Origin of the sequence: Variovorax defluvii, assembly GCF_039541515.1 — a bacterium.
Lineage (GTDB): Bacteria > Pseudomonadota > Gammaproteobacteria > Burkholderiales > Burkholderiaceae_C > Variovorax > Variovorax defluvii.
The window spans coordinates 24,510-49,754 of the sequence record NZ_BAABGJ010000020.1; the positions used below are offsets into that span (position 1 = coordinate 24,510).

27 protein-coding genes and 1 tRNA gene are annotated in these 25,245 nt (G+C 68.5%); 8 read left to right on the top strand and 20 right to left on the bottom strand.

Annotation, left to right across the window (positions count from 1 at the left end; translation table 11 throughout):
• Nucleotides 1–35: 35 nt before the first annotated feature.
• From ABEA07_RS11195 to pbpC, 3 genes are all read right to left on the bottom strand, one after another.
• Nucleotides 36–926, bottom strand: coding sequence for a LysR family transcriptional regulator (locus ABEA07_RS11195; RefSeq protein WP_345537865.1), 891 nt, complete (start codon nucleotides 924–926; stop codon nucleotides 36–38).
• The gene (locus ABEA07_RS11200; RefSeq protein ID WP_345537867.1) at nucleotides 910–1,656 is read right to left on the bottom strand and encodes an arylmalonate decarboxylase; all 747 of its coding nucleotides are present in this window, start codon (nucleotides 1,654–1,656) and stop codon (nucleotides 910–912) included. The genes ABEA07_RS11195 and ABEA07_RS11200 overlap by 17 nt, the downstream gene beginning before the upstream one ends.
• A gap of 67 nt (nucleotides 1,657–1,723) precedes the next feature.
• Nucleotides 1,724–3,901 (bottom strand): penicillin-binding protein 1C, encoded by a 2,178-nt coding sequence (pbpC, locus tag ABEA07_RS11205; protein WP_425584121.1) that lies wholly within the window; start codon nucleotides 3,899–3,901, stop codon nucleotides 1,724–1,726.
• 221 nt (nucleotides 3,902–4,122) lie between these two features.
• Between pbpC and ABEA07_RS11210 the strand changes: the two genes are divergently transcribed.
• Entirely contained in the window at nucleotides 4,123–4,335 is a 213-nt protein-coding gene (locus ABEA07_RS11210; RefSeq protein WP_345537868.1) for a hypothetical protein, read from the top strand.
• 62 nt (nucleotides 4,336–4,397) lie between these two features.
• On the opposite strand, the gene ABEA07_RS11215 is transcribed toward ABEA07_RS11210, so the two are convergent.
• The 5 genes from ABEA07_RS11215 to ABEA07_RS11235 form a co-directional block, all read right to left on the bottom strand.
• Entirely contained in the window at nucleotides 4,398–4,811 is a 414-nt protein-coding gene (locus ABEA07_RS11215; RefSeq protein ID WP_345537870.1) for a PaaI family thioesterase, read from the bottom strand.
• A 22-nt stretch (nucleotides 4,812–4,833) separates the two neighbouring features.
• Nucleotides 4,834–5,130: a DUF2277 domain-containing protein gene (locus tag ABEA07_RS11220; protein ID WP_345537871.1), complete on the bottom strand. Its 297-nt coding sequence runs from the start codon at nucleotides 5,128–5,130 to the stop codon at nucleotides 4,834–4,836.
• 101 nt (nucleotides 5,131–5,231) lie between these two features.
• The gene (locus tag ABEA07_RS11225) at nucleotides 5,232–5,588 is read right to left on the bottom strand and encodes a DUF3574 domain-containing protein (RefSeq protein ID WP_345537872.1); all 357 of its coding nucleotides are present in this window, start codon (nucleotides 5,586–5,588) and stop codon (nucleotides 5,232–5,234) included.
• Between the two features lie 172 nt (nucleotides 5,589–5,760).
• Nucleotides 5,761–5,837 (bottom strand) — tRNA-Pro (locus ABEA07_RS11230).
• A 49-nt stretch (nucleotides 5,838–5,886) separates the two neighbouring features.
• Nucleotides 5,887–6,879, bottom strand: a complete 993-nt coding sequence (locus ABEA07_RS11235; protein ID WP_345537874.1) for a polyprenyl synthetase family protein — start codon at nucleotides 6,877–6,879, stop codon at nucleotides 5,887–5,889.
• 187 nt (nucleotides 6,880–7,066) lie between these two features.
• Between ABEA07_RS11235 and rplU the strand changes: the two genes are divergently transcribed.
• The 4 genes from rplU (at nucleotide 7,067) to proB (ending at nucleotide 9,925) form a co-directional block, all read left to right on the top strand.
• Complete coding sequence (rplU, locus tag ABEA07_RS11240) at nucleotides 7,067–7,378, top strand: 50S ribosomal protein L21 (protein ID WP_106556579.1); 312 nt, start codon at nucleotides 7,067–7,069, stop codon at nucleotides 7,376–7,378.
• A gap of 12 nt (nucleotides 7,379–7,390) precedes the next feature.
• Nucleotides 7,391–7,648: a 50S ribosomal protein L27 gene (gene rpmA, locus ABEA07_RS11245; protein ID WP_345537875.1), complete on the top strand. Its 258-nt coding sequence runs from the start codon at nucleotides 7,391–7,393 to the stop codon at nucleotides 7,646–7,648.
• 76 nt (nucleotides 7,649–7,724) lie between these two features.
• On the top strand, nucleotides 7,725–8,780 hold the full coding sequence (cgtA, locus tag ABEA07_RS11250) for an Obg family GTPase CgtA (protein ID WP_345537876.1): 1,056 nt from the start codon (nucleotides 7,725–7,727) through the stop codon (nucleotides 8,778–8,780).
• The gene (gene proB / locus ABEA07_RS11255; RefSeq protein ID WP_345537877.1) at nucleotides 8,777–9,925 is read left to right on the top strand and encodes a glutamate 5-kinase; all 1,149 of its coding nucleotides are present in this window, start codon (nucleotides 8,777–8,779) and stop codon (nucleotides 9,923–9,925) included. Before cgtA ends, proB begins: the two co-directional genes overlap by 4 nt.
• Before the next feature lie 32 nt (nucleotides 9,926–9,957).
• Here proB and ABEA07_RS11260 read toward each other — a convergent pair whose 3' ends face one another.
• Nucleotides 9,958–10,512 carry a CNP1-like family protein gene (locus ABEA07_RS11260; protein ID WP_345537878.1) on the bottom strand — a complete coding sequence of 185 codons (555 nt, stop codon included), beginning with the start codon at nucleotides 10,510–10,512 and terminating at the stop codon, nucleotides 9,958–9,960.
• On the bottom strand, nucleotides 10,499–11,155 hold the full coding sequence (locus tag ABEA07_RS11265; RefSeq protein ID WP_345538132.1) for an RNA pyrophosphohydrolase: 657 nt from the start codon (nucleotides 11,153–11,155) through the stop codon (nucleotides 10,499–10,501). Before ABEA07_RS11265 ends, ABEA07_RS11260 begins: the two co-directional genes overlap by 14 nt.
• A 125-nt stretch (nucleotides 11,156–11,280) precedes the next feature.
• On the opposite strand from ABEA07_RS11265, the gene ABEA07_RS11270 reads away from it, so the two are divergent.
• Nucleotides 11,281–13,026, top strand: coding sequence for a proline--tRNA ligase (locus ABEA07_RS11270; protein ID WP_345537879.1), 1,746 nt, complete (start codon nucleotides 11,281–11,283; stop codon nucleotides 13,024–13,026).
• A gap of 22 nt (nucleotides 13,027–13,048) precedes the next feature.
• Complete coding sequence (locus ABEA07_RS11275; protein ID WP_345537880.1) at nucleotides 13,049–13,687, top strand: lytic transglycosylase domain-containing protein; 639 nt, start codon at nucleotides 13,049–13,051, stop codon at nucleotides 13,685–13,687.
• On the opposite strand, the gene paeA is transcribed toward ABEA07_RS11275, so the two are convergent.
• The 7 genes from paeA to hemA all read right to left on the bottom strand — a co-directional run bounded on the left by paeA (nucleotide 13,684) and on the right by hemA (nucleotide 20,401).
• Nucleotides 13,684–15,000 (bottom strand): polyamine export protein PaeA, encoded by a 1,317-nt coding sequence (gene paeA / locus ABEA07_RS11280; RefSeq protein ID WP_345537881.1) that lies wholly within the window; start codon nucleotides 14,998–15,000, stop codon nucleotides 13,684–13,686. The genes ABEA07_RS11275 and paeA overlap by 4 nt on opposite strands.
• 66 nt (nucleotides 15,001–15,066) lie before the next feature.
• On the bottom strand, nucleotides 15,067–16,074 hold the full coding sequence (locus ABEA07_RS11285; protein WP_345537883.1) for an AAA family ATPase: 1,008 nt from the start codon (nucleotides 16,072–16,074) through the stop codon (nucleotides 15,067–15,069).
• Nucleotides 16,075–16,171: 97 nt separating this feature from the next.
• Nucleotides 16,172–16,666 (bottom strand): cupin domain-containing protein, encoded by a 495-nt coding sequence (locus ABEA07_RS11290; protein WP_345537884.1) that lies wholly within the window; start codon nucleotides 16,664–16,666, stop codon nucleotides 16,172–16,174.
• A gap of 56 nt (nucleotides 16,667–16,722) precedes the next feature.
• Entirely contained in the window at nucleotides 16,723–17,049 is a 327-nt protein-coding gene (gene grxD, locus ABEA07_RS11295; RefSeq protein WP_345537885.1) for a Grx4 family monothiol glutaredoxin, read from the bottom strand.
• A 29-nt stretch (nucleotides 17,050–17,078) separates the two neighbouring features.
• Nucleotides 17,079–17,933 (bottom strand): peptide chain release factor N(5)-glutamine methyltransferase, encoded by an 855-nt coding sequence (prmC, locus tag ABEA07_RS11300; RefSeq protein ID WP_345537886.1) that lies wholly within the window; start codon nucleotides 17,931–17,933, stop codon nucleotides 17,079–17,081.
• Complete coding sequence (prfA, locus tag ABEA07_RS11305) at nucleotides 17,930–19,018, bottom strand: peptide chain release factor 1 (protein ID WP_345537887.1); 1,089 nt, start codon at nucleotides 19,016–19,018, stop codon at nucleotides 17,930–17,932. The genes prmC and prfA overlap by 4 nt, the downstream gene beginning before the upstream one ends.
• 111 nt (nucleotides 19,019–19,129) lie before the next feature.
• Entirely contained in the window at nucleotides 19,130–20,401 is a 1,272-nt protein-coding gene (gene hemA, locus ABEA07_RS11310) for a glutamyl-tRNA reductase (protein WP_345537888.1), read from the bottom strand.
• A gap of 116 nt (nucleotides 20,402–20,517) precedes the next feature.
• Between hemA and ABEA07_RS11315 the strand changes: the two genes are divergently transcribed.
• Nucleotides 20,518–20,796: a VOC family protein gene (locus ABEA07_RS11315; protein WP_345537889.1), complete on the top strand. Its 279-nt coding sequence runs from the start codon at nucleotides 20,518–20,520 to the stop codon at nucleotides 20,794–20,796.
• Between the two features lie 54 nt (nucleotides 20,797–20,850).
• Here ABEA07_RS11315 and ABEA07_RS11320 read toward each other — a convergent pair whose 3' ends face one another.
• From ABEA07_RS11320 to ugpC, 3 genes are all read right to left on the bottom strand, one after another.
• Entirely contained in the window at nucleotides 20,851–23,268 is a 2,418-nt protein-coding gene (locus tag ABEA07_RS11320; RefSeq protein ID WP_345537890.1) for a DUF3772 domain-containing protein, read from the bottom strand.
• A gap of 99 nt (nucleotides 23,269–23,367) precedes the next feature.
• On the bottom strand, nucleotides 23,368–24,105 hold the full coding sequence (gene ugpQ / locus ABEA07_RS11325) for a glycerophosphodiester phosphodiesterase (RefSeq protein ID WP_345537891.1): 738 nt from the start codon (nucleotides 24,103–24,105) through the stop codon (nucleotides 23,368–23,370).
• 88 nt (nucleotides 24,106–24,193) lie between these two features.
• Entirely contained in the window at nucleotides 24,194–25,201 is a 1,008-nt protein-coding gene (gene ugpC, locus ABEA07_RS11330; protein WP_345537892.1) for a sn-glycerol-3-phosphate ABC transporter ATP-binding protein UgpC, read from the bottom strand.
• Nucleotides 25,202–25,245: the final 44 nt, after the last annotated feature.

The following is a 25,245-nucleotide window of genomic DNA, read 5'->3' on the forward strand; positions in this document are numbered from 1 at the left end:
CAACCGCGAAATCAAGGGTTTGCCCTTGGCATTGCTCAAGTCCGCAAGAGAAAGTCGATGAGGGTCAAGGTGGCGGGCGCGGGCTCGACGCCGCTGCGCAGCGCGATGCGGTGCGTGCGCGCGGCCCAGGGATCGTCGAGGCCGACCACCGCGAGCGGCAGGCTGGCCAGCTGCGGGCCGATGGCCTGCAGCGGCAGCACGGCCACGCCCAGCCCGCCGGCCACCATGCGGCAGACGGCGTCGAAGCTGCGCATCTGCATGCGGACCTTCAGCGCCTTGCCGGCCTGCGAAGCCGAGCGCATGAGCCGGCTGGACAGCGCCGTTCCGTCGTGCAGCGCGATGAAGTCCTCCTCCAGCGCCTCCGTCAGCGACAGCGGCTGCGCGCCTGCCAGGGCGTGGCCGGCCGGCACCACCAGCACCAGCGTGTCGGAGAAACATTCGGTGAGCGTGATGCCGTGCGGCGCATGCGCCATGTCGACGATGCCGAGGTCGGCGCGGCCCTCCAGCAGCAGCAGCGGGATGTCGTGGCTGCCGTACTCGGCCACGTCGACGCGGATCAGCGGATGCTCGCGCGCCATGCCGTCGAGCTTGGCCGGCAGCACTTCCAGCATGGCCGAGGTGTTGGCCACCAGGCGCACGTGGCCCTGCAGGCCCTTGGCGTAATCGTGCAGGTCGACGGATAGCCGGTCGGCATCGGCCAGGATCTCGCGCCCGCGCCGCACCAGCATCTGGCCCGCGGGCGTGAGGCGCACGCCGCGCGTGGAGCGCTCGAAGACGCGCAGGCCCAGTGCCTCCTCCAGCGCCGTGATGCGTGTGCTGGCGGCGGCCACCGCCAGCTGCAGCCGGTCGCCGGCGGCGCTGATGGAGCCCAGCTCCGCCGCTGCCACGATCACGCGCAGCGTCGCGAGGTCAAGCGGCTCGTTCAAGCGCTGTCTCGGGCTCGAACAGGCGGCCGTGGCCGGGCGAGGCGGGATCGAGGCCGGCCGTGCGCACCAGGTCCCAGAAGCCGGCCGGGGAGCTCGACGTCACGGGAATGCCCAGCTTGTGTTCCAGCGGCACATGGATGTCCAGCGTGAGGAGGCCGCCGCAGGAGATCAGCAGGCCCTGCGCCGAGCGGTCGGCCGCGTAGGTGCGTTCGGCCAGTGCCATCAGCGTTTCGGCACTGACCTGGCCGACGGCATCCACGCCGGTGATCGACAGACCTTCGATGTGCGTGACCTCGATGCCGCAGCTCGCAAGGTAGTTCACCAGGCGCTGGTTGAGCGTATCGATGTAGGCGGTGGCCACCGCCACGCGCCGGATGCCCAGGGCGCGCAGGCTGTCGACGATGGCGTGGCTCATGGTGGTGCAGGGCAGGCCGGTGGCCTGCTGCATGCGATCGCGCAGCGCGTGCGTGAACTCGAGGCCGCGGTAGAAGCTGAGCGAAGTGCCCATCAACGAGACCGCCTGCGCGCCGGCGTCGCGCAGCTCGACGGCGAGTTCGAGGATGCGGTCCACCACCGTGTCGAAGCCTTCGGGCGAGATGCCCGGGATGCCGAGTCCACGCGCGATGAAGCGCAGGTCGCGCGTGCCGTAGAGCGCCTGGCCGTCGACCGGGACGAGGCCTGCGGCAGGTGGAACGATCAGGCCCAGGGTGGCCGGCGGGTGAGTCGTCATCGCGATGTCTCCTTTCTTCGTCATGCGAACGCGTGAAGCGCCGCATTGTGCGCGACCGAGCGTTGTCCTATCGCGCCGCGCGCTTGATTCCCGCACCGCGCACCTCGAGGCGGACGTGGTCGACCACCTTGCCGTGCGCATCGACCAGTTCCACCACGTGCCGACCGGGCCAGGGCAGCCACTGCGCGCTGGCGCCCTGCGCGAAGGGCTTGCCGTCGATGTGCCAGTGCAGGTTGCGGCCCTCGGCCTCGAAGCGAACACGCTGGTGGCGCGGCGGGATGTCGGGGTCGAGCGCGATGATGGTGCCGTCGGCCGGTGCGGTGATGCGCGGTGCTGCCTCGGTGCGCGCGGCGGCCGGCAGCTCGAACAGGGCCTGCTCGGTGCCGGCGATGAACCACTCATCGCGCGCGGCTTCCAGCTCGTCGCCGAAGCGCACGCGCCGGCGCACCAGGCCCGGCGGCGGGGCCGGCGCGCGGCTGGCCTCGCGGCGATGCAGAAAGCCCATCAGCTCGGCCCATACCGGGGCGGCGCCGCTGGTGCCGCTCACGTCCCACATCGGCGCCCCGCTGGCATTGCCGACCCACACGCCGACGGTGTAGCGCGCGGACCAGCCGACGGCCCAGTTGTCGCGCATGTCCTTGCTGGTGCCGGTCTTCACCGCGCTCCAGAAGCGCGTGCCCAGCACGCTGTCGAGGCCGAAGGTGCGGGCGCGGGCGTTGGCGTCGCTGAGGATGTCGCCCACGATGAAGGCGGCCCGCGGATCGATGGCCGGGCCGATGCCCCTGTCCTCTTTGGCGGAAGGGCGGGGCGGGGGCTCGCGCGCGGGGAGGAAGCGAGGCTCCCCGAAGCGGCCGCCATTGGCCATCGTCCGGTACGCATTCGCCAGCCCGAGCAGCGACACCTCCGCGCTGCCGAGGGCCAGGCTGTAGCCGTAGTAGTCGCCGTTCTGCCCCAGCGCCAGGCCTGTCGCACGCAGTTGCCGCGCGAACGCGTCGGGAGACACCATCACCAGCGTGCGCACGGCCGGCACGTTGAGCGAGGCCGCGAGCGCGGTGCGCACCGAGACCAGGCCCTTGAACTGGCGGTCGTAGTTCTGCGGGATGTAGAGGCCGCCGGCGGTGCTGATCTGCGCCGAGGAATCGTCCAGCAGCGAGGCCGCGGTGAGCCGCCGCTCGGCGATGGCCTGGGCATAGAGAAAAGGCTTGAGCGTGGAGCCGGGCTGGCGTGGGGCCAGCACGCCATCCACTTCCGCCGCGCGGCTGAGGACGCCGGAGGAGCCGACCCAGGCCAGCACCTCGCCGCTGGCGTTGTCCAGCACCACCAGCGCGCCGTCCTCCACGTTGCGGCCGCGCAGCTCGCGCAGGTGGCGCTGCAGGGCGGTGAGCGCGAAGCGCTGCAGCGGGGCGCGCAGGGTGGTGCGGATAGGGCCGTCATCGGTCGTGGAGGGCGCGGCTTCCTTCAACGCGCGGCGCGCCAGGTGCGGCGCGATGCCCTCGCTCGGCTCGAAGGCGCGGCGTTGCAGCGCCGCGCTCGCGAACATGTCCAGCGCCGCGCAGTCCGGCCTGGCGCCGGGCTCCATGGCGCGCAGCACCTCGCAGGCGCGCTGCGCCACCAGCGCGGGCTTCGCATTGGGCGCGCGCACCAGCGCTGCTGCGACGGCGGCCTCGCGCGCGTCCAGGCCGTGCGGCGCCTTGCCGAAGAGCGTGCGCGACAGCGCGTCGATGCCGACGAGCTCGCCGCGGAAGGGCACGGTGTTGAGATAGGCCTCGAGGATCTGGTCCTTGCGCCAATGGCGCTCCAGCCGCTGCGCGGCGAGGGTCTGGCCGAACTTCTGGGCCAGGTCGCGGCCGCCGCTGCCGCGGCGCAGGTCTTCGTCGAGCAGGCCGGCCAGTTGCATGGTGATGGTGGAAGCGCCACGCGTGCGCGTGTTCCACAGATTGCCCCAGGCCGCGGCCGACACGGCACGCCAGTCGACGCCGCTGTGCTCGTAGAAGCGCCGATCCTCGCTCAGCACCATGGCCGTGCGCAGGGCGGACGAGATCTCGGGCAGGGTGGTCCAGCGGCCGCGGCGCGCGGTGCTGTCGATGCGCAGGCGCTGGAGCGGATCGCCGTCGCGGTCGAGCACCTCGACGTCGGAAGGGCGGTAGTCGCGCCGCACCTGTTCGAAGGCTGGCGTCGCCTGCGCCGCGCCGGCCAGCATGGCGGACAGGAAAAGCGCCAACGGGAGAGGCTGGGTGCGCGGCATGGGGCATCAAGCTTGCCACAGAGCGAGACGTGCGAATGCGGTTCGGACCTACTTGCAAACGGGTGCTGCGGGCGCTCACCGCCAGCGAGCTCGTCGCCATGATGCGTTCAGATCCAGTCACCGGCCTCACGCCCCTGTCAGAGGTGGACACGTCCGGGACAAGGGCGCCGTCGACGTTTGTCGCGTCCGGACTGGACGAACAACCTGAAGGAGAGTGCCTCGTGAAAACAACTCTTGCCTTGCTGATCGCTGCGTCAGCCACCTTGGCCGGCTGCGTGGCCGTTCCCTATGACAGCGGCCCGCCGCCGCCGCATGCCCGTGGCTACGGCGACCGCGACCGCGACGGTATACCCAACCGTTACGACCGCGATCGCGACAACGACGGCGTGCCGAATCGCTACGACCGGCGCCCGAACAATCCGCGCCGCGACTGAGCGATGCGGTAGCGCGCCGCGCCGCGCTGGGAGCCGCCTGGACGGACCCGCGCGGAGGTGGATCAGTCCAGCACCAACTGCGTCTGCGTCACCACGGCGCACAGCTTGCCATCGGCGGAGCGGATGCTGGTCTGCCACACCATGGTGGTTCGGCCGCGGTGCAGCGCCACGCATTCGCCGGTGACGGTGGTGTTCACGCGCGCGCCGCCGATGAACTTGGTGCTGGAGTCGGTGGTGGTGGTGCGCTTGCCTTGCGGCATGTTGATGAAGGTGCCTACTGCGCCGAGGGTGTCGGCGAAGGCCATGGAGGCGCCACCGTGCAGGATGCCGCCGGTCGTGCAGAGTTCAGGGCGCACGGGCAATTCGGCCACCACGCGCTCGGGCTCGAGCACGAGGAGGCGCACGCCCATCAGGCCGGGGAACAACGGGTCCAGGATGTTCTGCACAGCTTCGATGGAAGGGCGGGGCTGGGTCATGGGGCTGCCTCTTTGTCGATGTTCAGTCGGCCGCAAAGGACTTGTAGGGCTGCGTTCCGAAGCGGTTCGCCGACCTGGCCTGGGCCCGCTCGGCTTCGATCGCGCGGTCACGCGGATCGGCCGTGGTCACCAGCGAATCGATCAGCACCCTGGCTGCCGATGCGACGTCTTCCACCGCACGCTGGAAGGCCTCCTGATTCGATTTCGACGGCGTGTTGAATCCGCTGAGCTTGCGCACGAACTGCAGCGCGGCCGAGCGGATTTCTTCATCGGTGGCGGGAGGCTCGAAGTTGAAAAGCGTCTTGATGTTTCTGCACATGGTCGCTCCATGAGGGCCGCAGTGTTGCACCGGGCCGGCCGGCGGGTCCAGGCCTGGGGCCTGTGAATACGATGCGACTCAACGCATTGTCTCGGCAGGCCCTAGAAGGATATGCACGAGGGCGATCGTGCGCGTAGGACGGCTTCCTGCTGGAAGCGGGCCTTGTAGTCGGCCGCGATGGCGCGTACCGCTTGGTCGCTGGCGTCGTCGTCGGGATGCACGAGCTGGAGGACGTAGGTGGTCTCGCGGACGAGCGCCCCATCGGCACCCCGCCATTGGCCCGAGGCCGGCAGCACGCTCAGCCCTTGCGGAAAGCGGGGCGTCACGGAGCTCTTGAGGAAGTCGTCCCAGTCATGCTGCGTGACCACGCCGCCCTGGGGCTTTCCGGTGCCGAAATACAGCGTGTCGTGGACAAGGGCTTGCTCGCCCGGCCTGCAGAACGCGGGCGCGGGTTGCATCGATGCGCAGGCCGCGAGCATGGCGCTCGACACAGCAGTGAATAAGAGACGATGGAGCGGCGGCACGTTCGTTCCGGATGTCGGGTGCCGCAGAGCCTATCGCAGCAGGACCAAGGCGTACACGTCGCAGTACGCGGGTCTGATGCTGCAAGGCCGAGAGAAGAAGAAAACCTGGTCGGGGTGAGAGGATTCGAACCTCCGGCCTCTACGTCCCGAACGTAGCGCTCTACCAGGCTAAGCTACACCCCGATTGTGTTGCGAGAAAAGATTCGACCGAGCGGCCCACTGTCGTGAGGTGTCAGGCGCGTCGCTCAAGCAACTGAGCCGCTAATTGTAGCAAACCCGCGGAGTACGAATTCGTCGCGAAGCCGGCAAGTGCATCGATCGCACGTTGCGCCTCCGCGGCGGCGGCCTTGCGCGTGGCTTCCAGCGCGCCGGTTTCGCGCACGATGGCCACGATCTGGGGCAGTTGAGTGGTATCGCCCGCTTCGATGGCGGTGCGGATCAAGTCGCGCTGCGGGGGCGTGCCGCGCTGCATGGCGAGGATCAGCGGCAGGGTGGTCTTGCCTTCGCGCAGGTCGTCGCCGACATTCTTGCCGGTCTCGTTGGCATCGCCCGCGTAGTCGAGCACGTCGTCGATGACCTGGAAGGCGGTGCCGAGGGCCTGGCCATAGGCGGCGCAAGCTTCCTCCACCTCCGGCGTGACGCCGGCGAGCACGGCGGCCAGCCGGGTGCTGGCTTCGAACAACTTGGCCGTCTTCGAGCGGATCACCCGCAGATAGGCCTCTTCGTCGAGCGAGGCGTCGTGCATGTTCATCAACTGCAGGACCTCGCCTTCGGCGATCACGTTGGTGGCCTCGGCCAGGATCTCCATGACGCGCATGTCGTGCGCGTCCAGCATCATCTGAAAGGCTCGGGAATAGAGAAAGTCGCCCACCAGCACGCTGGCCGGGTTGCCGAAGGACTCGTTGGCCGTGGGGCGACCCCGCCGGAGCGTGGATTCGTCGACGACGTCATCGTGCAGCAGGGTGGCGGTGTGGATGAACTCGACCACCGCGGCCAGGTTGAAACGTTGCTCGCCCTCATAGCCGAGGGCGCCCGCCATGAGCAGGAGCAGGGCCGGCCGCAGGCGCTTCCCGCCAGCAGAGATGATGTACTGGGACACATGGCGTACCAGCGGAACGCCGGTGTCGAGTCGGCGGGCGATCACGCGGTCGACCCCGGCCATGTCTTCGGCGATGAGGCGGAGGACGTCGGCGGCAGGGGAGTTATCGGCGGGGGGAACTGACAAGGCGAGGGCGCTGTTGCGCTGCTTGGATGGGGGAGGGCCGGCCCGCGGCCGGAACGCGCCCGATTATAGGGAGGCAGGCGGACCGAGCGCCCCGGCGGCCCGCGGGTTAGGCCGGGAACCGGCCGCCGTGCTAGAATCTTGGGCTCTGCGGAATTCGCCGCGGAGCCATCTTCCTCAAGAGGTTTACATGTACGCGGTCATAAAAACCGGTGGCAAGCAGTATCGCGTTGCTTCCGGCGAGAAAATCAAAGTAGAACAGATTGCTGCGGACGTAGGCCAGGAGATCGTGATCGACCAGGTGCTCGCAGTCGGCGACGGCAGCGCTCTCAAGGTCGGTACGCCCCTGGTGTCCGGCGCAACGGTCACGGCCACCGTGCTGTCGCATGGCAAGCACGACAAGGTCCGCATCTTCAAGATGCGCCGTCGCAAGCACTATCAGAAACGTCAAGGCCATCGCCAGCAGTTCACCGAGCTGCAAATCGGCGCGATCGCCGGCTAAGGAACTGACACCATGGCACAGAAAAAAGGCGGCGGCTCTACGCGAAACGGGCGCGATTCCAAGCCCAAGATGCTCGGCGTGAAGGCTTTCGGCGGTGAGCTGATCAGCGCAGGTTCGATCATCGTGCGCCAGCGCGGCACCCAGTTCCACCCCGGCACCAACGTCGGCGTGGGCAAGGACCATACGCTGTTCGCCCTGGTCGACGGCCGCGTATCCTTCGGCACCAAGGGTGCCCTGAACAAGCACACGGTCAACGTGACGCCGGCCTGAGCCCGTCACTTCGATCCACTCGAAGATTCGAAGCCCCGCTTTGCCGGGGCTTCTTCATTTGTAAACTGAAGCTCTCATGAAGTTCGTCGACGAAGCCTTCATCGACATCGCTGCCGGCGATGGCGGCAACGGCTGCGTGTCGTTCCGCCATGAGAAGTACAAGGAGTTCGGCGGACCCGATGGCGGCGACGGTGGCCGCGGCGGCCACGTGTTTGCGGTGGCGGACCCGAACCTCAACACGCTGGTGGACTTCCGCTTTTCTCGCCGGCACGAGGCCAAGCGCGGTCAGCACGGCATGGGCTCGGACATGTTCGGCGCTGCGGGTGACGACATCACCCTGAAGATGCCCGTAGGCACCATCATCAGCGATGCCGAGACCGGCGAGGTCCTGTTCGAGTTGCTGACGCCGGGTGAGAAGCTGATCATCGCCAAGGGCGGCGACGGCGGCTTCGGCAACCTGCGGTTCAAGAGTGCCATCAACCGCGCTCCGCGCCAGAAGACGCCCGGCTGGCCCGGCGACCGCAGGAGCCTCAAGCTCGAACTCAAGGTGCTGGCCGACGTCGGCCTGCTGGGCATGCCCAATGCGGGCAAGTCCACGTTCATCAGCGCCGTGTCGAACGCGCGTCCGCGCATCGCCGACTACCCGTTCACGACGCTGCATCCCAACCTCGGCGTGGTGCGGGTGGGGCCCGAACAGAGCTTCGTCGTCGCCGACCTGCCTGGCCTGATCGAGGGCGCTTCGGAGGGCGCCGGCCTCGGCCATCAGTTCCTGCGTCACTTGCAGCGCACGCGGCTGCTGTTGCACGTGGTGGACCTCGCCCCCTTCGACGACACTGATCCGGTCGCCCAGGCCAAGGCCATCGTCGGCGAGCTCAAGAAGTACGACGCCGCGCTGTACGAGAAGCCGCGCTGGCTGGTGCTCAACAAGCTGGACATGATCCCGGTCGAGGAGCGGGCCGCGAAGGTGAAGGACTTCGTCAAGCGCCTGCGCTTCAAGGGCCCCGTGTTCGAGATCTCCGCGCTCACGCGCGAAGGCTGCGAGCCGCTGGTGCAGGCGATCTATCAACACGTGAAAGCCCAGCAGGTGGCCGAGCAACCGCCCACCGACTTCGATCCGCGATTCGCCCAATGACATCGACCACCGTCACTGCCTCTCCCGTCCTGCGCGACGCGCGCCGCCTCGTGGTCAAGGTGGGCTCCAGCCTCGTGACCAACGAGGGCCGCGGCCTGGACGACAGGGCCATCGGCGAATGGTGCCGACAGCTCGCGACCCTCGTGCGTGACGGTCGCGAGGTGGTGATGGTGTCCAGCGGCGCGATCGCCGAGGGCATGAAGCGCCTGGGCTGGCGCACCCGGCCCCACGAAATCCATGAATTGCAGGCCGCCGCGGCCGTGGGGCAGATGGGCCTCGCGCAGATCTATGAAACCAAGCTGCGGGAGAACGGCCTGGGCAGCGCCCAGGTGCTGCTCACGCACGCCGATCTGGCCGACCGCGAGCGCTACCTGAACGCCCGTTCGACGCTGGTGACCTTGCTCGCCCTTGGCGTGGTGCCGGTCATCAACGAGAACGACACCGTGGTCAACGACGAGATCAAGTTCGGCGACAACGACACCCTGGGTGCGCTGGTCGCGAACCTGGTGGAAGCCGACGCGTTGGTGATCCTGACCGACCAGAAAGGCCTCTACACGGCCGATCCCCGCAAGGACCCGGACGCGCGCTTCGTGCACGAGGCAGCTGCCGGCGACCCGGCCTTGGAGGCCATGGCGGGTGGCGCCGGCAGCAGCATCGGCCGCGGGGGCATGATCACCAAGATCCTTGCGGCCAAGCGCGCGGCAGGCTCGGGTGCTTCGACGGTGATCGCCTGGGGTCGGGAGCCCGACGCCCTGGTGCGGCTGTCCCAGGGCGAAGGCATCGGCACCCTGCTGGTGGCCCAGACCGCGAAGCACCAGGCCCGCAAGCGCTGGATGGCCGACCACCTTCAACTGCGCGGCTCGGTCACGGTGGATGCGGGCGCGGCCGCCAAGGTGCGGGCCGAGGGCAAGAGCCTGCTGCCCATCGGCATGACCGGTGTGGAAGGCGAGTTCTCGCGCGGCGAGGTGATCGCGGTCCGCGACGAGCAGGGCGTGGAGCTGGCCCGCGGACTGGCCAATTACTCGAGCGCCGAGGCACGGCTGCTGTGCCGCAAGCCCTCGGCCGAATTCGAGCGGCTGCTGGGATACGTCGCCGAGCCGGAGATGGTGCACCGGGACAACATGGTCCTGATGCCCGCCGGCTGAGGAAGCAGAGGGCCTTCGCGGCGGCCCTGGGCTCAGGGCAACTCGCGCAGCGGATTCTTCATCTGCTGCAGCATTTCCCTCACCGAAGCGCGCGGGGCATGGCCGCGGCAGACGCCCTGCAGGGCCAGTTCTTTGGCGTAGCGAGAACTTCGGTCGTCGATGCGCTTCCACTCCGCGTTGCCGGCGAGGTGCCAGGCGCCTGCGTTGTATCGGGCGTACTGCTTCACCTCTTCCGAGGCACAGCGGATGCCTTCGTAGAAGGCGTTGGTGGCACCGCCGGCCTTGTTGCTGGCGACCACGACGTAGCGGACCACACCGTCGCCGGTCACCGACAGGGTGTTCGGATCGACGCCGAACTGCAGCGTCGAATAGGGTGGCATCGCGATCGGGATCAGACGGCTTTCGCTGAAGGCCGGCGGAGGCGGCACCTCCGCTTCCTTCCATTCGTCGGCCTGGGCAGTCACCTTGGGCGGCGGCGGCATGCCGGCCTGGGCCCAGTCGGGGTTGTCGGTGTCCCGGGCGGTCGAGCCGCAGGCGGCAAGAAGGCAGGCGCCCGCCAGCAGCAGGGCCGGCCTAGCGAGGCGCATGGAAAGGGTCGTTGGCCGAAGAATCGGGCGCTGGCAAAGAGGCATTTGGATTCGGATCGAAGCTGGCCCCAGGGGGCAGCTCGAAGTTGGGTTCATGGCCGGCGCTACTCGGATGGCGCTCGAATTCGCGGGCGCGTACGTTGCTGCGCAGGAAGCGGTTGCGGAAGTCCTGCCGGGGCAGGTAGCGGGCCAGTTCGGTCAGCGCCATCTCGTAGACGCCGCGCTTGAACTCGACCACCACGTCCAGCGGGACCCAGTAGTCGTGCCAGCGCCAGGCGTCGAATTCGGGATGGTCGGTGGCCCGAAGGTTGAGATCCCAGTCGTGGCCGATCAGTTGCAGCAGGTACCAGATCTGCTTCTGGCCTTTGTAATGGCCCCGTGCGTCTCGGCGGATGAACCGGTCCGGCACCTCGTAGCGCAACCAGTCGCGGGTACGGGCCACGATGCGCACGTGCTCCGGGTGGAGCCCCACTTCTTCGTGCAGTTCCCGGTACATGGCCTGTTCGGGGCTCTCGCCGCGATCGATGCCGCCTTGCGGGAACTGCCAGGAATGGGTCCGGATGCGCTTGCCCCAGAAAACCTGGTTCTTCTGGTTGAGCAGGATGATGCCGACGTTGGGCCTGAAGCCGTCGCGGTCGAGCATAATCAAACCCCAAATTCTTGAACTGAGTCGATTATGCATGCCGGGTCGCACTCGGCAAAGCGACCGGTTCCGGGCCCTGCTTCGGGCCCTTCCTCTTGCTCCACCAGAACCTCATTGCGCGACCGATGAAAGCTTCCCGATTTTTCATTTCCACCCTCAAGGAAGCCCCTGCCGACGCCGAGATCGTCAGCCATCGACTGATGCTGCGCGCCGGGATGATCAAGAAGCTGGGCACCGGCATCTACACATACATGCCCATGGGTTTGCGAGTGATCCGCAAGGTCGAGGCCATCGTGCGCGAGGAAATGAACCGCGCCGGCGCGGTGGAACTCACGATGCCGGTGGTGCAGCCGGCCGAGCTGTGGGAAGAGAGCGGCCGCTTCCAGGCCTACGGCCCGGAACTGCTGCGCATCAAGGATCGCCACGACCGCGCCTTCGTCGTGCAGCCCACCAGCGAGGAGGTCGTCACCGACATCGCGCGCCAGGAGATCCGCAGCTACAAGCAGCTGCCGAAGAACTTCTACCAGATCCAGACCAAGTTCCGCGACGAGCGGCGCCCCCGCTTCGGCCTGATGCGCGGGCGCGAGTTCATCATGAAGGACGCCTACAGCTTCGACCGCGACCTGGACAGCGCCAAGGCCAGCTACAAGATCATGGCCGACGCCTACCGTCGCATCTTCGACCGCTTCGGCCTGCGCTACCGCGCGGTGGCGGCGGACAGCGGCGCCATCGGCGGCGACGTGAGCCAGGAATTCCAGGTGATCGCCGCCACCGGCGAGGATGCGATCGTCTACTGCCCGAACAGCGACTACGCGGCCAACATGGAGAAGGCTGAAGCACTGGCGCCTGCCGGGCCGCGCGCTGCGGCCACCCAGGCGCTGGCCAAGACCCCCACGCCCGGCAAGGCCACCTGCGAGGACGTGGCCCAGCTCCTGGGCGTGCCGCTGGCGACCACGGTCAAATCGCTGGTGCTGGCCACCGACAAGCTGGGCCCTGACGGCGAGCTGGCAGGCAGCCAGGTCTGGCTGCTCCTGTTGCGCGGCGACCATGAGATGAACGAGATCAAGGTCGGCAAGGTGCCCGGGCTGGACCAGGGCTTCCGCTTCGCGACCACCGCCGAGATCGACGACCACTTCGGCTGCGAGCCGGGCTACCTGGGCCCGCTCAACCTCAGGAAGCCCGTGAAGATGGTGGCAGACCGGGAAGTGGCGGTGATGTCCGACTGGATCACCGGCGCCAACGAGGCCGACTTCCACATGACCGGCGTCAACTGGGGCCGCGACCTGCCCGAGCCCGAGCTGGTGGCCGACCTGCGCAACGTGGTGGCCGGCGACCTGTCGCCGGACGGCCAGGGCGTGCTGGCGATCGAGCGCGGCATCGAGATCGGCCATGTCTTCGTGCTGGGTACCAAGTACAGCCAGCCGATGAACGCCACCTTTCTCGACGAGGCCGGCAAGCCCCAACTGCTGGAAATGGGCTGCTACGGCATCGGCATCACGCGCCTGCCCGCTGCCGCGATCGAGCAGAACAACGACGAGCGCGGGATCATCTGGCCGGACGCGATCGCACCGTTCACCGTCGTGCTGTGCCCGATCGGCATGGACCGCAGCGACGATGTGAAGAAGGCCGCCCAAGCCCTTTACGAAGACCTGCTGGCCGCCGGTGTCGACGTGCTGCTCGACGACCGGGGCGAGCGTCCGGGCGCGATGTTCGCCGACTGGGAGCTGATCGGCGTGCCGCACCGTGTCGTGATTTCCGACCGTGGCATCAAGGAAGGCCAGTACGAGTACCAGCATCGCCGCGATGCCGCTGCGACCAAGGTGCCCGTGGCCGAGGTCGCCGCCTTCCTGAAGGGCAAATTGGCCGCATGAGCCTTCGCCCGCGGGTGCTCCCGTGAACCTGTCCCGGCGCTCGTGCCTGCTGGTCGGCACCGCTGCTGCGGCCTTGCCCTGGCTGCCGGGCGTGGCCCGTGCGGGAGCGCAGATCGAGGAGCCGCTGATCGATTCGGTCCGCAGTGCCCTGAGCGCTTCGATCCGCAGCAGCGCGCCGCCGAAGCCGGTGTTCCTGGATACGCCCTCGCGCCTGGCCTACCTGCGCTGGCTGGGTGAGATGAGCGAGCGCCTGAAGAAGAAGATGCCCGGGCATCAGGAGCGCATCGAGTTCCTGCAGACCGTCTGGTACGAGAGCAAGCGATCGGGGCTGGAGGTCAGCCTGGTTCTCGGGCTGATCCAGGTGGAAAGCAACTTCCGCAAGTTCGCGGTGTCCAGCGCTGGCGCGCGCGGCCTCATGCAGGTCATGCCTTTCTGGACGCGCGTGATCGGCGACGGCGATCCGTCCACCCTGTTCCGCATGCAGACCAACCTGCGCTTCGGTTGCGTGATCCTGCGGCACTACCTCGACCGCGAGGCCGGCGACCTGTTCATGACGCTGGGCCGCTACAACGGCAGCCGTGGCCGGGCGCCTTATCCCAACGCGGTGTTCTCCAACCAGCGCCTCTGGGTCTTCAACGACCGCCGCGACGACCGCGGTTAGCCGGCCACCGGCGTGGCGGCGACGGCCCCGCCGCGCGTGACCATCACCTGGTCGATGCGGTGGCTGTCCACGTCCATCACCTCGAAGGTGAAGCCGCCCCAGCTCACCGTGTCCGTGCGCCTCGGAACCCGGCGCAGCATCACCATCAGGAAGCCGGCCAGCGTCTCGTACTCGTCGGCATGCGGCAGCTCGTCGATGTCCAGTGCGCGCTGGACGTCCTGGATCGGCGTGACGCCGTCGATCAGCCAGGAGTTCTCGTCGCGCTTGACGATCTGCTGTTCTTCGTTCTGCAGGCCCACCAGTTCGCCCATCACGGTGCTCATCACATCGTTGAGGGTGATCACGCCCACCACCAGCGCATACTCGTTGACGATGATCGCGAAGTCCTCGTGCGCCTGCTGGAATAGCTCCAGCACCTCGGTCAGCGACAAGCGGTCGGGAATCACCAGCGCCTTGTGCAGCGGCAGACCGTGGTCGAAGGACAGCGGTTGGCCGCTGAGAACTCGCTGGAACATGTCCTTGGCGTCCACGTAGCCCAGCACGTGATCGATGTCGCCCTCGCAGACCGGGTAGGCCGAAAAAGGCTCGGCCACGATGCGGGCGCGCAGCACCGCCTCCGAGTCGTCCTTCTGGAACCAGGCGATGCGGTCGCGCGAGGTCATCACGCTGCTGACCAGTCGGGTGTCCAGCTCGAACACGTTGGCGATCACCTGCTGCTCGCGCTCGGCCAGCACGCCGGCACGCGCGCCGGCCTCGGTCATGGCCAGGATGTCGGCCGAGGTGATCTTGTCGTCGCGCTGCATCGGCATGCCCAGCAGCTTGAACAGCAGGTCGGTGCACTGGGTGAAGAGCCACACCAAAGGCTTGAGCGTGGTGATCAGCACCTGCATCGGCCCGACCATTCGCATCGCCAGGCGTTCCGGATCGTTCATGCCCAGTCGTTTCGGGAAGAGGTCGGCGAAGACGAGAAAGACGGCGATGATGGTGACGAACGAAGCCAGGAAGGCGGCCGTCTGCGAGCTTTCGACGGTGAGCCAGAGTTCGAAGAGCCGTGCGAAATAAGGCGTCAGCGCACCTTCGCCGACCACGCCGCCCAGGATCGCGACCGCATTGAGCCCGATCTGGACCACCGTGAAGTAGTGCCCCGGCTGCTCCTGGATGCGCAGCACCCGCTCGGCCCGGGCGTCGCCCTCGTCGGCCATCTGCCGCAGCCGCAGGCGGCGCGAAGCGGCCAGCGAGATCTCGGCCAGCGAGAAGAAGGCGCTGGTCGCGATCAGGAGGGCGATGATGAGGAGGCTTTGGGTCAGCGTCATGGGTCGGTCGTCAGAGACCGAATGGTGCCATGAGCGCTCCCTCCAAACGTTTTGACGAACCCTCGGCTACTGGACGAAGCCGATCCGGCTGCGGCCCGGGCCGGGGCGCGGGAGATCCTCCACCCGCACCTCGTCGCGCCCGGCCAGCCGGGCATTGCCGAAGCCGGTCATCAGCGCACGCCGCATTTCGCGCGGCGCCAGCGTGGCCAGATGGTCCAGCACGTCGGGCAGGGCCTCCTCGGCCAGCAGCCGGCCCCAGTCGTGGGCCTTGCGGATCGAGGCGTAGAGCTGCGCCGCGATCTGCCGCGCCGCCTCGGGGGAGGGTGCATCGACCTCGAACACATTCATCCGGTTGAGGATGGGCTCGGGGATGCCGCGCGCGTCGTTGGCTGTCGTGACCCAGATCACCTGGCTGGCGTCGATCGGCACTTCGGCGAACTCGTCGACGAAGGCATGGGCGGTGTCATGCTCCAGCAAACCGTAGAGCGCACCGAGCGGGTCGTACTGGGTGTCGTTGCCGGCCTTGTCGATTTCGTCGATCACCATCACCGGGTTGGCGTACTGGCCGTCGACCAGCGCCTCGAAGACCTTGCCAGGCTTGGCGCCCTTCCATTGCGAGGAAGCGCCCGAGAGCAGCCAGCCGGCCGTCATGGAGCTCATGGAGACCAGCGACATGCCGGTGCCCAGCAGCTCCGCCAGCCGCCGCGCAAAGTGGGTCTTGCCGATGCCGGGCGGGCCCAGCAGCAGCATAGGTGTCACCTCGAGTCCGTCGCGGCTGTCCTGGGCCAGTGCGACGTGGCGGCGGACTTCGTCCAGGACCTCGGTGAAATTGGGCAGTTCGGCGTAGAGCGCCGACATCTCGGGAATGCCGCTGGGCTTGACCTGGAAGCGCTCGGGCCCGCGCTCCAGCATGCGCTCGTAGGTGGTGCGAAGGTTTTCGTGGTCGCGTTCGGGGAGCTTGGCGAGCTTGCGCTCGACATCGTGCGTGCGGAACACGCTGCGCAGATGCGCCACAGGCAACTGAAAGGGCGGCGTGGATGCAGGAACCAGGTCGCGAGACGGGCGTGAATCCATGAAGACCTCCGATCAAACACTTTGGCACAGCATAAGCCGTGCCTGGTGTCTGCGCTTGCGGAGGTTTTCTCGCTTCGGGGGCTTTTGCGCGGGCGGCTCAGACGCCGCCCTTGGGATGGGTCGGGTCGACCCAAAGCACCGATTCGGGCTTTTCGACCGGCTCGATGTCGAGGTTGACGGCCACCGCCTCGCCATCGCTGCGGCATAGCACGCATTCGAGCGCTTCGGTCGGGCTGGCGTTGATTTCCTGGTGCGGCACGTGGGGCGGCACGTAGATGAAGTCGCCCGGGCCGGCCTCGGCAGTGAACTCGAGGTGCTCGCCCCAGCGCATGCGTGCGCGCCCGCGCACCACGTAGATCACGGATTCCAGGTGTCCGTGGTGATGGGCGCCGGTCTTGGCATCGGGATGGATCGTCACCGTGCCGGCCCAGAGCTTCTGTGCCCCCACGCGCGCGAAGTTGATGGCCGCCGCGCGGTTCATGCCCGGCGTCTGCGCCGTGTTGGTGTCGAGCTGGCTGCCCGGAATCACCCGCACGCCGTCGTGCTTCCAGACGGCATGGCCATGATCGGGATCGGAGTGGTCGTTACCCATGGCGAGTTCCATGGCCGGCAGAGCCAGGCCTGTTCGGGGGAAGCTGGAGGAGAGCTTTATGCCGGGCTGCCGCTGAGCATCTTCTGGAGTTCGCCCGATTCGTACATCTCCATCAGGATGTCCGACCCGCCGACGAATTCGCCCTTGACGTAGAGCTGCGGGATCGTGGGCCAGTTGCTGTATTCCTTGATGCCCTGGCGGATCGCGTCGTCCTCCAGCACATTGACGGTCTTCAGCGTGCGGGCATCGACGCCCACGGCCTTGAGGATCTGGATGGCGCGGCCCGAGAAGCCGCACATCGGGAAGCTGGCATTGCCCTTCATGAAGAGCACGAGGTCGTTGGTCTTGACGAGGTCGTCGATGCGCTGCTGGACGTCGGACATGGGAGGCTCCAAAAAATGAGTTGGGCGGATTATTTCACCGCCTGCCAGATCCCGCCCGAGCAACGCGCGATGCCTGCCAGATCGTCGCGGCTTTGGACTTCGGCAAAGCCGCGCGCAGTCAGCAGGCCGCGCACCGCCGGGCCCTGATCCCAGCCATGCTCCAGCAGCAGCCAGCCGCCTTCGCACAGATGGGCCGGCGCCGTCTCGACGATGCGGCGGATGTCGTCCAGTCCGTCGAGTCCGGACACCAGCGCGCCCAGCGGTTCGTGCCGCAGCGCAGCAAGATGGGGGTCGCCGGCCGCCACGTACGGCGGATTGGAGACGATCAGATCCAGGCCACACGCGGCGCCCTCCAGCCAGTCGGCCTCGGCGAACTCCAGGGACAGACCGAGCCGATCCGCATTGGCCCGCGCCACCGCCAGGGCGTCGGCGCTGCGGTCCACCGCGGTCACCTTCGCATCGGGGCGCGCGTGCCGGATCGCCAGCGCGATCGCACCGCTGCCGGTGCCCAGGTCGATCACCGAGGGTGCCGTGCGGCCCTGCAGGCATTGCAGGGCCCATTCCACCAGGGTCTCGGTGTCGGGCCGCGGAACCAGCACGCGGGCGTCGACCTGCAGGCCGAGCCCGTGGAACTCCTTCTCGCCCACCAGGTAGGCGACCGGCTCGCCGGCAATGCGGCGCGCGCACAGGGCCGAGAAGCGGGCCCAGACCGCGTCGTCCAGCGGGTCGGCGTCGTGCGCCAGCAGCCAGGCGCGATCGCCCGAGTTGCGGCCCAGCACATGCAGGAGCAGCAACTGGGCATCGAGCCGCTCCACGCCCAGAGCGGCGACGGCATGGAGCATTTGCGCGGGTGTGTCCGGCGCCTGGAAGCCACGGCTGTTCATGCCGGCAGGCTGGCTTCGAGTTCTGCCAACTGCTCGGCCTCGCGTGCCGCGCGCAGCGCGTCCAGCACTTCGCCGAGATCGCCTTCCATGATCGACTGCAGCTTGTAGAGCGTCAGGTTGATGCGGTGGTCGGTGAGCCGCCCCTGCGGGAAGTTGTAAGTGCGGATGCGGTCGCTGCGGTCGCCGCTGCCGATCAGGCCTTTGCGCAGCGCCGCGTCCTTGGCGGCGCGCTCGCTGCGCTCCTTTTCCTGGATGCGGGCCGACAGCACCTGCAGCGCCTTGGCCTTGTTGCGGTGCTGGCTGCGGTCGTCCTGGCACTCGGCCACGATGCCGGTCGGGATATGGGTGATACGCACCGCCGAATCGGTCTTGTTGATGTGCTGTCCGCCGGCACCGCTGGCGCGGAAGGTGTCGATGCGCAGGTCGGCCGGGTTGATCTGCACGGCCTGCGCCTCGTCCGGCTCGGCCAGCACGGCGACGGTGCAGGCGCTGGTGTGGATGCGGCCCTGGGTCTCGGTCGCGGGCACGCGTTGCACGCGGTGGCCGCCGGATTCGAAGCGCAGGCGGCCGAAGACCTCGTCGCCGATCACCCGCAGCACCACCTCCTTGAAGCCGCCCAGCTCGCTCTCGCTGGCGCTGACGATCTCGCAGCGCCAGCCGACCCGCTCGGCATGGCGGGTGTACATGCGCAACAGGTCGCCGGCGAAGAGCGCCGATTCGTCGCCGCCGGTGCCGGCGCGGATCTCGAGGAAGGCATTGCGCGCGTCCTCCGGGTCCTTGGGCAGCAGCAGGCGCTGAAGTTCGTCCTCCAGTTCGAGCAGCTCGGCTTCGGCGCCGGCGATCTCCTCGCGCGCCATCTCGGCCATGTCGGGGTCGTCGAGCATCTCGCGCGCCGCTGCCAGGTCGGATTCGCGCTGCAGGAAGCGCTGGTAGCGGCCGGCGACCTGCGTCACCTCGGCATGCTCGCGCGAGATGGTGCGGTACTGCGCCATGTCGGCCATGATGTCCTCGCGCGAGAGCAGGAAGTCCAGTTCGCCGAGGCGTTGCACGTAGCGCTCGAGTTGTTGACGCAGAAAGGGTTTCACGGGAGGGCGCCCGAAGGGCGGAAAAGAGGACCGGAGGACCGGAAGACCCGGGACCGTGCGATGGCACGGTGCGCAAGCCGGGGGGAAGCGACGGGGCAGCGCCGGGCGCCGCTAACGCTCTTTGCGCAGGAACAGCCGCGAGATGGCCTGCGCCGTGTGTTCGCGCGCGGTGGCGTCGCCGGCATGCAACTCGGCCATGGCGCCATGCAGCATCTTCTGGGTCAGCCCGCGCGACAGGGCTTCCAGGACCACCTCGACCGATTCGCCCCTGGCGAGCAGCTTGCGCGCGCGGGCCATTTCCATGGCGCGCCACTCGTCGGCCTGGGCGTTGAGCTGCTGGATCAGCGGCACGGCGCCGCGCTGGTCCAGCCAGTGCATGAAGCTGCGCACGCCGGCATCGATGATCACCTCGGCCTCGGCCACCGCCGCCTGGCGGTTGGCATGGCCCTGCCGCACCACCTGGGCCAGGTCGTCCACGGTGTAGAGGTAGATGTCTTCCAGCGCCTTGACCTCGGGCTCGATGTCGCGCGGCACCGCCAGGTCGACCATGAACATCGGGCGGTGCTTGCGCAGCTTGAGCGCGCGCTCCACGGCGCCGAGGCCGATCAGCGGCAGCGTGCTGGCGGTGCAACTGACCACGATGTCGAACTCCGCCAGCCGCCCCGGCAACTCGGCCAGGCGCATCGCCTCGCCGCCGAAGCGGGACGCCAGCTTCTCGCCGCGCTCCAGGGTCCGGTTGGCGATGACGATCGAGCGCGGTTGCCTGGCCGCGAAATGCGTGGCCGCCAGGTCGATCATTTCGCCCGCGCCGACGAAAAGCACGCGGGTCTGCTTCAGGTCTTCGAAGAGCTGCGCGGCCAGGCGCACCGCCGCCGCCGCCATACTGATGGAATGCGCACCGATCTCGGTGGCGGTGCGCACTTCCTTGGCCACTGCGAAGGAGCGCTGGAAGAGCTGGTTGAGCGTGCTGCCGAGCGAGCCGACGGTCTCGGCGGCGCGCACCGCGTCCTTCATCTGGCCGAGGATCTGGGCCTCCCCCAGCACCATGGAGTCCAGCCCGCTGGCCACGCGGAAGGCATGGCGCGCCGCTTTGTCGTCATGCAGTTGGTAGGCATGCGAGCGCAGCAGGGCCGGCGCGACGCCGCCGCTCTGGGCCAGCCAATCCAGCGTGTGCTCCAGAGCCGGACGGTCGGCGGCGCAGTAGATCTCGGTGCGGTTGCAGGTCGAGATGATCGCGGCTTCCACCTCGGGGTGCCGGTGGGTGCCGAAGGAGCTGCGCAGGCTTTGCAGGGTGGGGCCGATCTGATCGATCGCGAACGCGAAACGACCGCGCAGATCGAGCGGCGCGGTCGTGTGATTCAAGCCAAGGGCCCAGACTGACATAACCGGGGATTATAAAATTTGCCGCCGTCCCCGCGTCCTTCCCTTTCGCATGACCCCTGGGGACGCCCCGCGCCTGCTGCGCGTTTCGTGCCTACCGCCCCCGCCCCCCGCATGCCATGTCCGCGCTCGATGTCCTGATCCATCTTCTGAACTTCGCGGCGCCGGCCTTCTTCGTCGCGCTGCTGCTGGCGCTGTCGTTCCGTCTGGCGATGCATGCGCGCAGCAGGGCGGTCAGCCTGTGGAAGCAGTTGGGCATCAACTTCCTGGCGGGGCTGGTGGTGCTGGTGGCGGGCTTGGCCTACTTCGGCCGCGACGGGCGGATCGCCACCTATGCCGCGCTGGTGGCCGTCTGCGGCAGCGTGCAGTGGTGGCTGCTGCGCGGCTGGCGCAACTGACGCAACTGACGCAACTGACGCAACTGACGCAACTGACGCAAGGGGCCCAGCACCTCAGACCGGCAGCGGCGAGGCAGGCGGAGGCGGCGGCACCACGCCTTCCGTCTGCGACACCACCGTCACCGGCGACGCCAGCGGCAGCGCGGCCTCCTTGAAGCGGTCCAGGATGTCGAACAGCAGGTCGCTGCGCACGCCCCCGGCCAGGCGCGGGCTCTGGACGAAGGCGATGGCCTGCAGGATCAGCATGCCGTTCTCGATGCCCTCCAGCGACACCGAGGGCGCCGGGGCCTCCAGCACGCCTGCGTGATCGGCGCAGGCGGCGAGCATCAGTTCACGCGCGCGCCTGGCGTCGGTGGTCAGCGGCATCGGCAGCCGGATCAGCACGCGGCCCTCCGCATTGGCCAGCGTCATGTTGCGCACGGTCTTGGTGATGAATTCCGAGTTCGGCACGATCAGCGTGGAACGGTCGGCCAACTGGATCTCGGTCGCCCGCACGTTGATGCGGCGCACGTCGCCCTCGGCCGTGCCCAGGACCACCCAGTCGCCCACCTTGACCGGCCGCTCGGCCAGCAGGATCAGGCCCGAGATGAAGTTCTGCACGATCGCCTGCAGGCCGAAGCCGATGCCCACCGACAGCGCGCTCGCCACCCAGGCGATGCGCTCGATGCCGATGCCCAGCGCCGACAGCGCGATCGCGATCACCACCACGCCGCCCACGTAGCCCAGCAGCGTGGTGATGGAACTCTGCATGCCGGGTTCGAGTGCCGTCTGCGGCAGGTAGCGCAACTCCAGCCATTTCTTGAACACGCGCAGCGCGAGGAAACCCGTCGCCAGCACCGCCACCGCCGCGAAGATCGCCCCAGGCACCAGTGTGAACTCGCCGACCTTCAGGCCGGTGCCGAACTGGCCGCTGCGCTGGAACACTTCGTCCGGTCCGGTGCCCAGCGGCGTGGCCAGCGCGATCAGCATGTAGAAAAACAGGGCGACCCGGGCCAGGCCCGAAAGCGCCACCGCCGCCTGGTCCAGGGTGCGCGGCGCGAAGCCGAAGCTCTTCTGCAGCTTCTGGCCGAAGTTGCTCTTCGAGGACACCGTGGCCATGAACAGGTCGTCCGCGAACTTGAAGAGCAGGTAGAAGGCCGAGGCGACGATGCCGGTCCAGGTCAGCTGGTTGGCCAGGAAGCTGGCCAGGGCGACGTAGCCCAGGCCCACCAGGACCCAGATGACGACCACCGCCAGCGCGACCGCGCTGAGCAGGAAACTGACCCACAGCGGGCGCTCCGGCTCGGCCGGCGGCTGCGTGCCGTCCGCCGCCGTGGCCACGGCGGCTGCGCCGCCGGCGGGCTCGTGCAGGCGCAGCAGCATGGTGCCGATCAGTGCCGTCAGCGCCAGCGCGGTCACCACGTGCGTCGCCACCACCGCGGCGAAGCTGGCGTCCACGATCGCGTTGACCTGGCTCGGCACCCACACCAGCACCGCGATCACGGCCGTCAACCAGGGGAAGGGCGCCAGCCGCCGGGCCATGCCGTCGGGGATGGGCGGCAGCCGCCACGAGGGCCGCCGGATGGACAGCAGGGCGCGGCCCAGGGCCACCACGAAGGCGATGAAGATGATGGACTGCACCACCGCCTGGCCCAGCTTGCGGATCTGCGGCCCCAGGATGCCGTGGCGGTCCAGCGTGGAAAACACACCATGCGCAGCCAGCGCGACCAGCAGCACGTTGACCGCCACCACCGCGATCACCAGCAGGGAGCGCCGCAGGCGCCCCGGCGGCAGGACGCGCGCGGCCAGCCTCACCAGGCCGTATTCCGCGGCCCAGTTGCCCAGCAGGGCCAGCAGCAGGGCCGCACCGAGGCTGACCAGCACGGACACGCGGTGCGCCGGGTCCGCCGCGGCATCGACGCCGGCGACGATCTCGTCGCGCAGGCCGGCCAGGCGGTCCACGTCCTCGGGCCAGGCGTCGGCGATCTCGAACCAGAACTGGCGCCCCAGCGGCGAGGGTGCGCGCTCCGTGAGCTGGGCCTCGAAGAGCTGGCGGCGCTTGGCGATCATCTCGCTGCCGCGCTGCTGGGCGTCGACCGTGATCAGCCGGGCCAGGCGGATGTCGGCGTCGAGCGCGTTGCGCTCCTTCTGCAGGGCGGCGCGCTGGCGCGTGATGTCCGGGTCTTCCGGTGCGGTGCCCGCCGGGGGCGGGTTGCCGAGTTCGCCCAGGCGCGCATTGAGGTCGTTGAGCCGGCCTGTGCGCGAGGCAACGAACTTGTCGGCCTGGGCGGCGATGGCGTTGATCTGCGCGATCTGGTCGGCCACTTCCGCATTGGTGTCCACCGCCGAGGGAATGCGGTCGAGCCGGTTGCGCAGTTCGGCCACGGTCGGTTCGGGCGCGCCGGCGGCGGTCCCCCCAGCCCCTTGCGCGAAGGCGGAGCAGCCGAGGGCGGCGGCCAGCACCAGGGCGGCGAGACGGGACGCCCAATGCATCAGACTGCCTCCGCTCGTGGATGCGGCGTGCGTTTCGCAAGGGCCATGCGACTCATGGCGGGATCATAAAAGGGCGCTGCTGCGGCTGGCAGCGCGGCTTCAGCCGGGGCTGAAGCGGTCGACCCGGTCGGTGACGACGCCGTCGGTGCCCAGCCTTTCCAGCCAGCGGACCACCGATTCATCGTTGACCGTGTAGCTCAGCGCGCGCAGGCCGGCGGCATGCACCTGGGCCACGTTCGCCGCGCTCCACAGGGCGTAGTTGCAGACCACCGCCGTGCATTCCAGCCTCAAGGCCGTGTCGAGCCAGTCATCCCGCAGCGTGTCGAGCAGCAGGCCGCGCGGCAGCGAGGGCTGCGCGGCCCTGGCGCCTTCGAGCGCCTTGACCGAAAAAGAAGTCAGCACGGGCGGCGGCAGCGGTGCGTCGTCCCACAGCCTGGCGGCCAGGTCGGCCACCACCTCGCCGGTGTGGCGGTCCGTGCCCGGCGTGGGCTTGATCTCGATGTCGAGCAGGCAGCGGTTCGCCAGGCAGAAGCGGATCAGCGCCTCCAGCGTCGGCAGCGGCTCGCCCGCGTACCGGCGCGAATGCCAGGCGCCGGCGTCGAGCTGGCTGAGCGCGGCCCAGGCGTGTTCGCCCGCGATGCCCTGGCCGTTGCTGGTGCGCTCCAGCGTGGTGTCGTGCAACAGGAAGGGCACGCCGTCGGCGCTGATCTTGGCGTCGCACTCGAACATGCGGTAGCCGTGCCCGGCGCCCAGGCGGAAGGCTGCCAGCGTGTTCTCGGGCGCCAGCCGGCCGGCGCCGCGGTGGGCGATCCAGAAGGGGTAGGGCCAGGGCTTCATGCAAGCTCCCCCAGGCTCGCCACTTCGTGTACTTCGCGTACCCCCTCCTGAAGGAAGGGGCGAGCGTCTTCGGGCGGCCGGGCGGCGCTCATGCCGCGCGCTTCCCTGAGCCCGCGTCGAACCAGTGCAGCTTGTCCTGGCGGGCGCCGATCTTCACCGTGTCGCCGGCCACGGGGGCGGGCTGGCTCTCGTCGGCGCGCACGACGAGTTGCTCGTCGCCCACGCGGCCGTAGATCAGGCGCTCGGCGCCGAGCAGTTCCACGTATTCGACCTGCACCGTCCAGCCGTCGGTGTCGAGCATGAGGTGCTCGGGGCGGATGCCGAGGATGGTGCCCGGCCGCACGCCCGGAGCGTGCTTGAGCAGGTTCATGGGCGGCGAGCCGATGAAGCCGGCCACGAAGGTGGTGGCGGGCCGCGCATAGACCTCTTCCGGCGTGCCGAACTGGTCCATCACGCCGGCATTCATCACGATGATGCGTTGCGCCAGCGTCATGGCCTCGACCTGGTCGTGGGTGACGAACAGCGAGGTGATGCCCAGCTCGCGGTGCAGCTTCTGGATTTCGAGCCGCGTCTGCGCGCGCAGCTTGGCGTCGAGGTTGGACAGCGGCTCGTCGAACAGGAAGACCAGCGGCTGGCGCACGATCGCCCGCCCCATGGCCACGCGCTGGCGCTGGCCGCCGGAAAGCTCGCGTGGTTTGCGCTCCAGCAGGTGCCCGAGTTCGAGGATCCTGGCCGCCTTGTCGACCCGGGCCTTGATTTCGTCGACCGGCACCTTGGCGATCTTCAGGCCGTAGGCCATGTTCTGGAACACGCTCATGTGCGGATAGAGCGCGTAGTTCTGGAACACCATGGCGATGTCGCGCTGGGCCGGCTCGATGTTGTTGACCACCCGGTTGCCGATGGCGATCTCGCCGGCACTGATCTCCTCGAGGCCGGCCACCATGCGCAGCAGCGTGGACTTGCCGCAGCCCGACGGGCCGACGATCACGACGAATTCACCTGCCTCGATCTCGGCAGAGACGCCGTGAATGACCTGGTTGGTTTTGGCGCCCTTGCCGTAGCGCTTGATGACGTTGCGAAATGAAATGGCAGACATGGTTCTTTCTTTTCCGGGTCCTTCGTTGTTCTTTTCGTTCTTCT

What these genes read in the sequence shown, in the direction of transcription:
- ABEA07_RS11225 (WP_345537872.1), bottom strand. Translation starts at nt 5,588, where the DNA reads ATGCAACCCGCGCCCGCGTTCTGCAGGCCGGGCGAGCAAGCCCTTGTC.
- ABEA07_RS11200 (WP_345537867.1), bottom strand. Translation starts at nt 1,656, where the DNA reads ATGACGACTCACCCGCCGGCCACCCTGGGCCTGATCGTTCCACCTGCC.
- rpmA (WP_345537875.1), top strand. Translation starts at nt 7,391, where the DNA reads ATGGCACAGAAAAAAGGCGGCGGCTCTACGCGAAACGGGCGCGATTCC.
- rplU (WP_106556579.1), top strand. Translation starts at nt 7,067, where the DNA reads ATGTACGCGGTCATAAAAACCGGTGGCAAGCAGTATCGCGTTGCTTCC.
- ABEA07_RS11265 (WP_345538132.1), bottom strand. Translation starts at nt 11,155, where the DNA reads ATGCTCGACCGCGACGGCTTCAGGCCCAACGTCGGCATCATCCTGCTC.
- ABEA07_RS11215 (WP_345537870.1), bottom strand. Translation starts at nt 4,811, where the DNA reads ATGACCCAGCCCCGCCCTTCCATCGAAGCTGTGCAGAACATCCTGGAC.
- cgtA (WP_345537876.1), top strand. Translation starts at nt 7,725, where the DNA reads ATGAAGTTCGTCGACGAAGCCTTCATCGACATCGCTGCCGGCGATGGC.
- grxD (WP_345537885.1), bottom strand. Translation starts at nt 17,049, where the DNA reads ATGTCCGACGTCCAGCAGCGCATCGACGACCTCGTCAAGACCAACGAC.
- ugpC (WP_345537892.1), bottom strand. Translation starts at nt 25,201, where the DNA reads ATGTCTGCCATTTCATTTCGCAACGTCATCAAGCGCTACGGCAAGGGC.
- ABEA07_RS11220 (WP_345537871.1), bottom strand. Translation starts at nt 5,130, where the DNA reads ATGTGCAGAAACATCAAGACGCTTTTCAACTTCGAGCCTCCCGCCACC.
- ABEA07_RS11320 (WP_345537890.1), bottom strand. Translation starts at nt 23,268, where the DNA reads ATGCATTGGGCGTCCCGTCTCGCCGCCCTGGTGCTGGCCGCCGCCCTC.
- ABEA07_RS11290 (WP_345537884.1), bottom strand. Translation starts at nt 16,666, where the DNA reads ATGGGTAACGACCACTCCGATCCCGATCATGGCCATGCCGTCTGGAAG.
- proB (WP_345537877.1), top strand. Translation starts at nt 8,777, where the DNA reads ATGACATCGACCACCGTCACTGCCTCTCCCGTCCTGCGCGACGCGCGC.
- ABEA07_RS11285 (WP_345537883.1), bottom strand. Translation starts at nt 16,074, where the DNA reads ATGGATTCACGCCCGTCTCGCGACCTGGTTCCTGCATCCACGCCGCCC.
- pbpC (WP_425584121.1), bottom strand. Translation starts at nt 3,901, where the DNA reads ATGCCGCGCACCCAGCCTCTCCCGTTGGCGCTTTTCCTGTCCGCCATG.
- ugpQ (WP_345537891.1), bottom strand. Translation starts at nt 24,105, where the DNA reads ATGAAGCCCTGGCCCTACCCCTTCTGGATCGCCCACCGCGGCGCCGGC.
- prmC (WP_345537886.1), bottom strand. Translation starts at nt 17,933, where the DNA reads ATGAACAGCCGTGGCTTCCAGGCGCCGGACACACCCGCGCAAATGCTC.
- ABEA07_RS11315 (WP_345537889.1), top strand. Translation starts at nt 20,518, where the DNA reads ATGTCCGCGCTCGATGTCCTGATCCATCTTCTGAACTTCGCGGCGCCG.
- ABEA07_RS11270 (WP_345537879.1), top strand. Translation starts at nt 11,281, where the DNA reads ATGAAAGCTTCCCGATTTTTCATTTCCACCCTCAAGGAAGCCCCTGCC.
- hemA (WP_345537888.1), bottom strand. Translation starts at nt 20,401, where the DNA reads ATGTCAGTCTGGGCCCTTGGCTTGAATCACACGACCGCGCCGCTCGAT.
- paeA (WP_345537881.1), bottom strand. Translation starts at nt 15,000, where the DNA reads ATGACGCTGACCCAAAGCCTCCTCATCATCGCCCTCCTGATCGCGACC.
- ABEA07_RS11260 (WP_345537878.1), bottom strand. Translation starts at nt 10,512, where the DNA reads ATGCGCCTCGCTAGGCCGGCCCTGCTGCTGGCGGGCGCCTGCCTTCTT.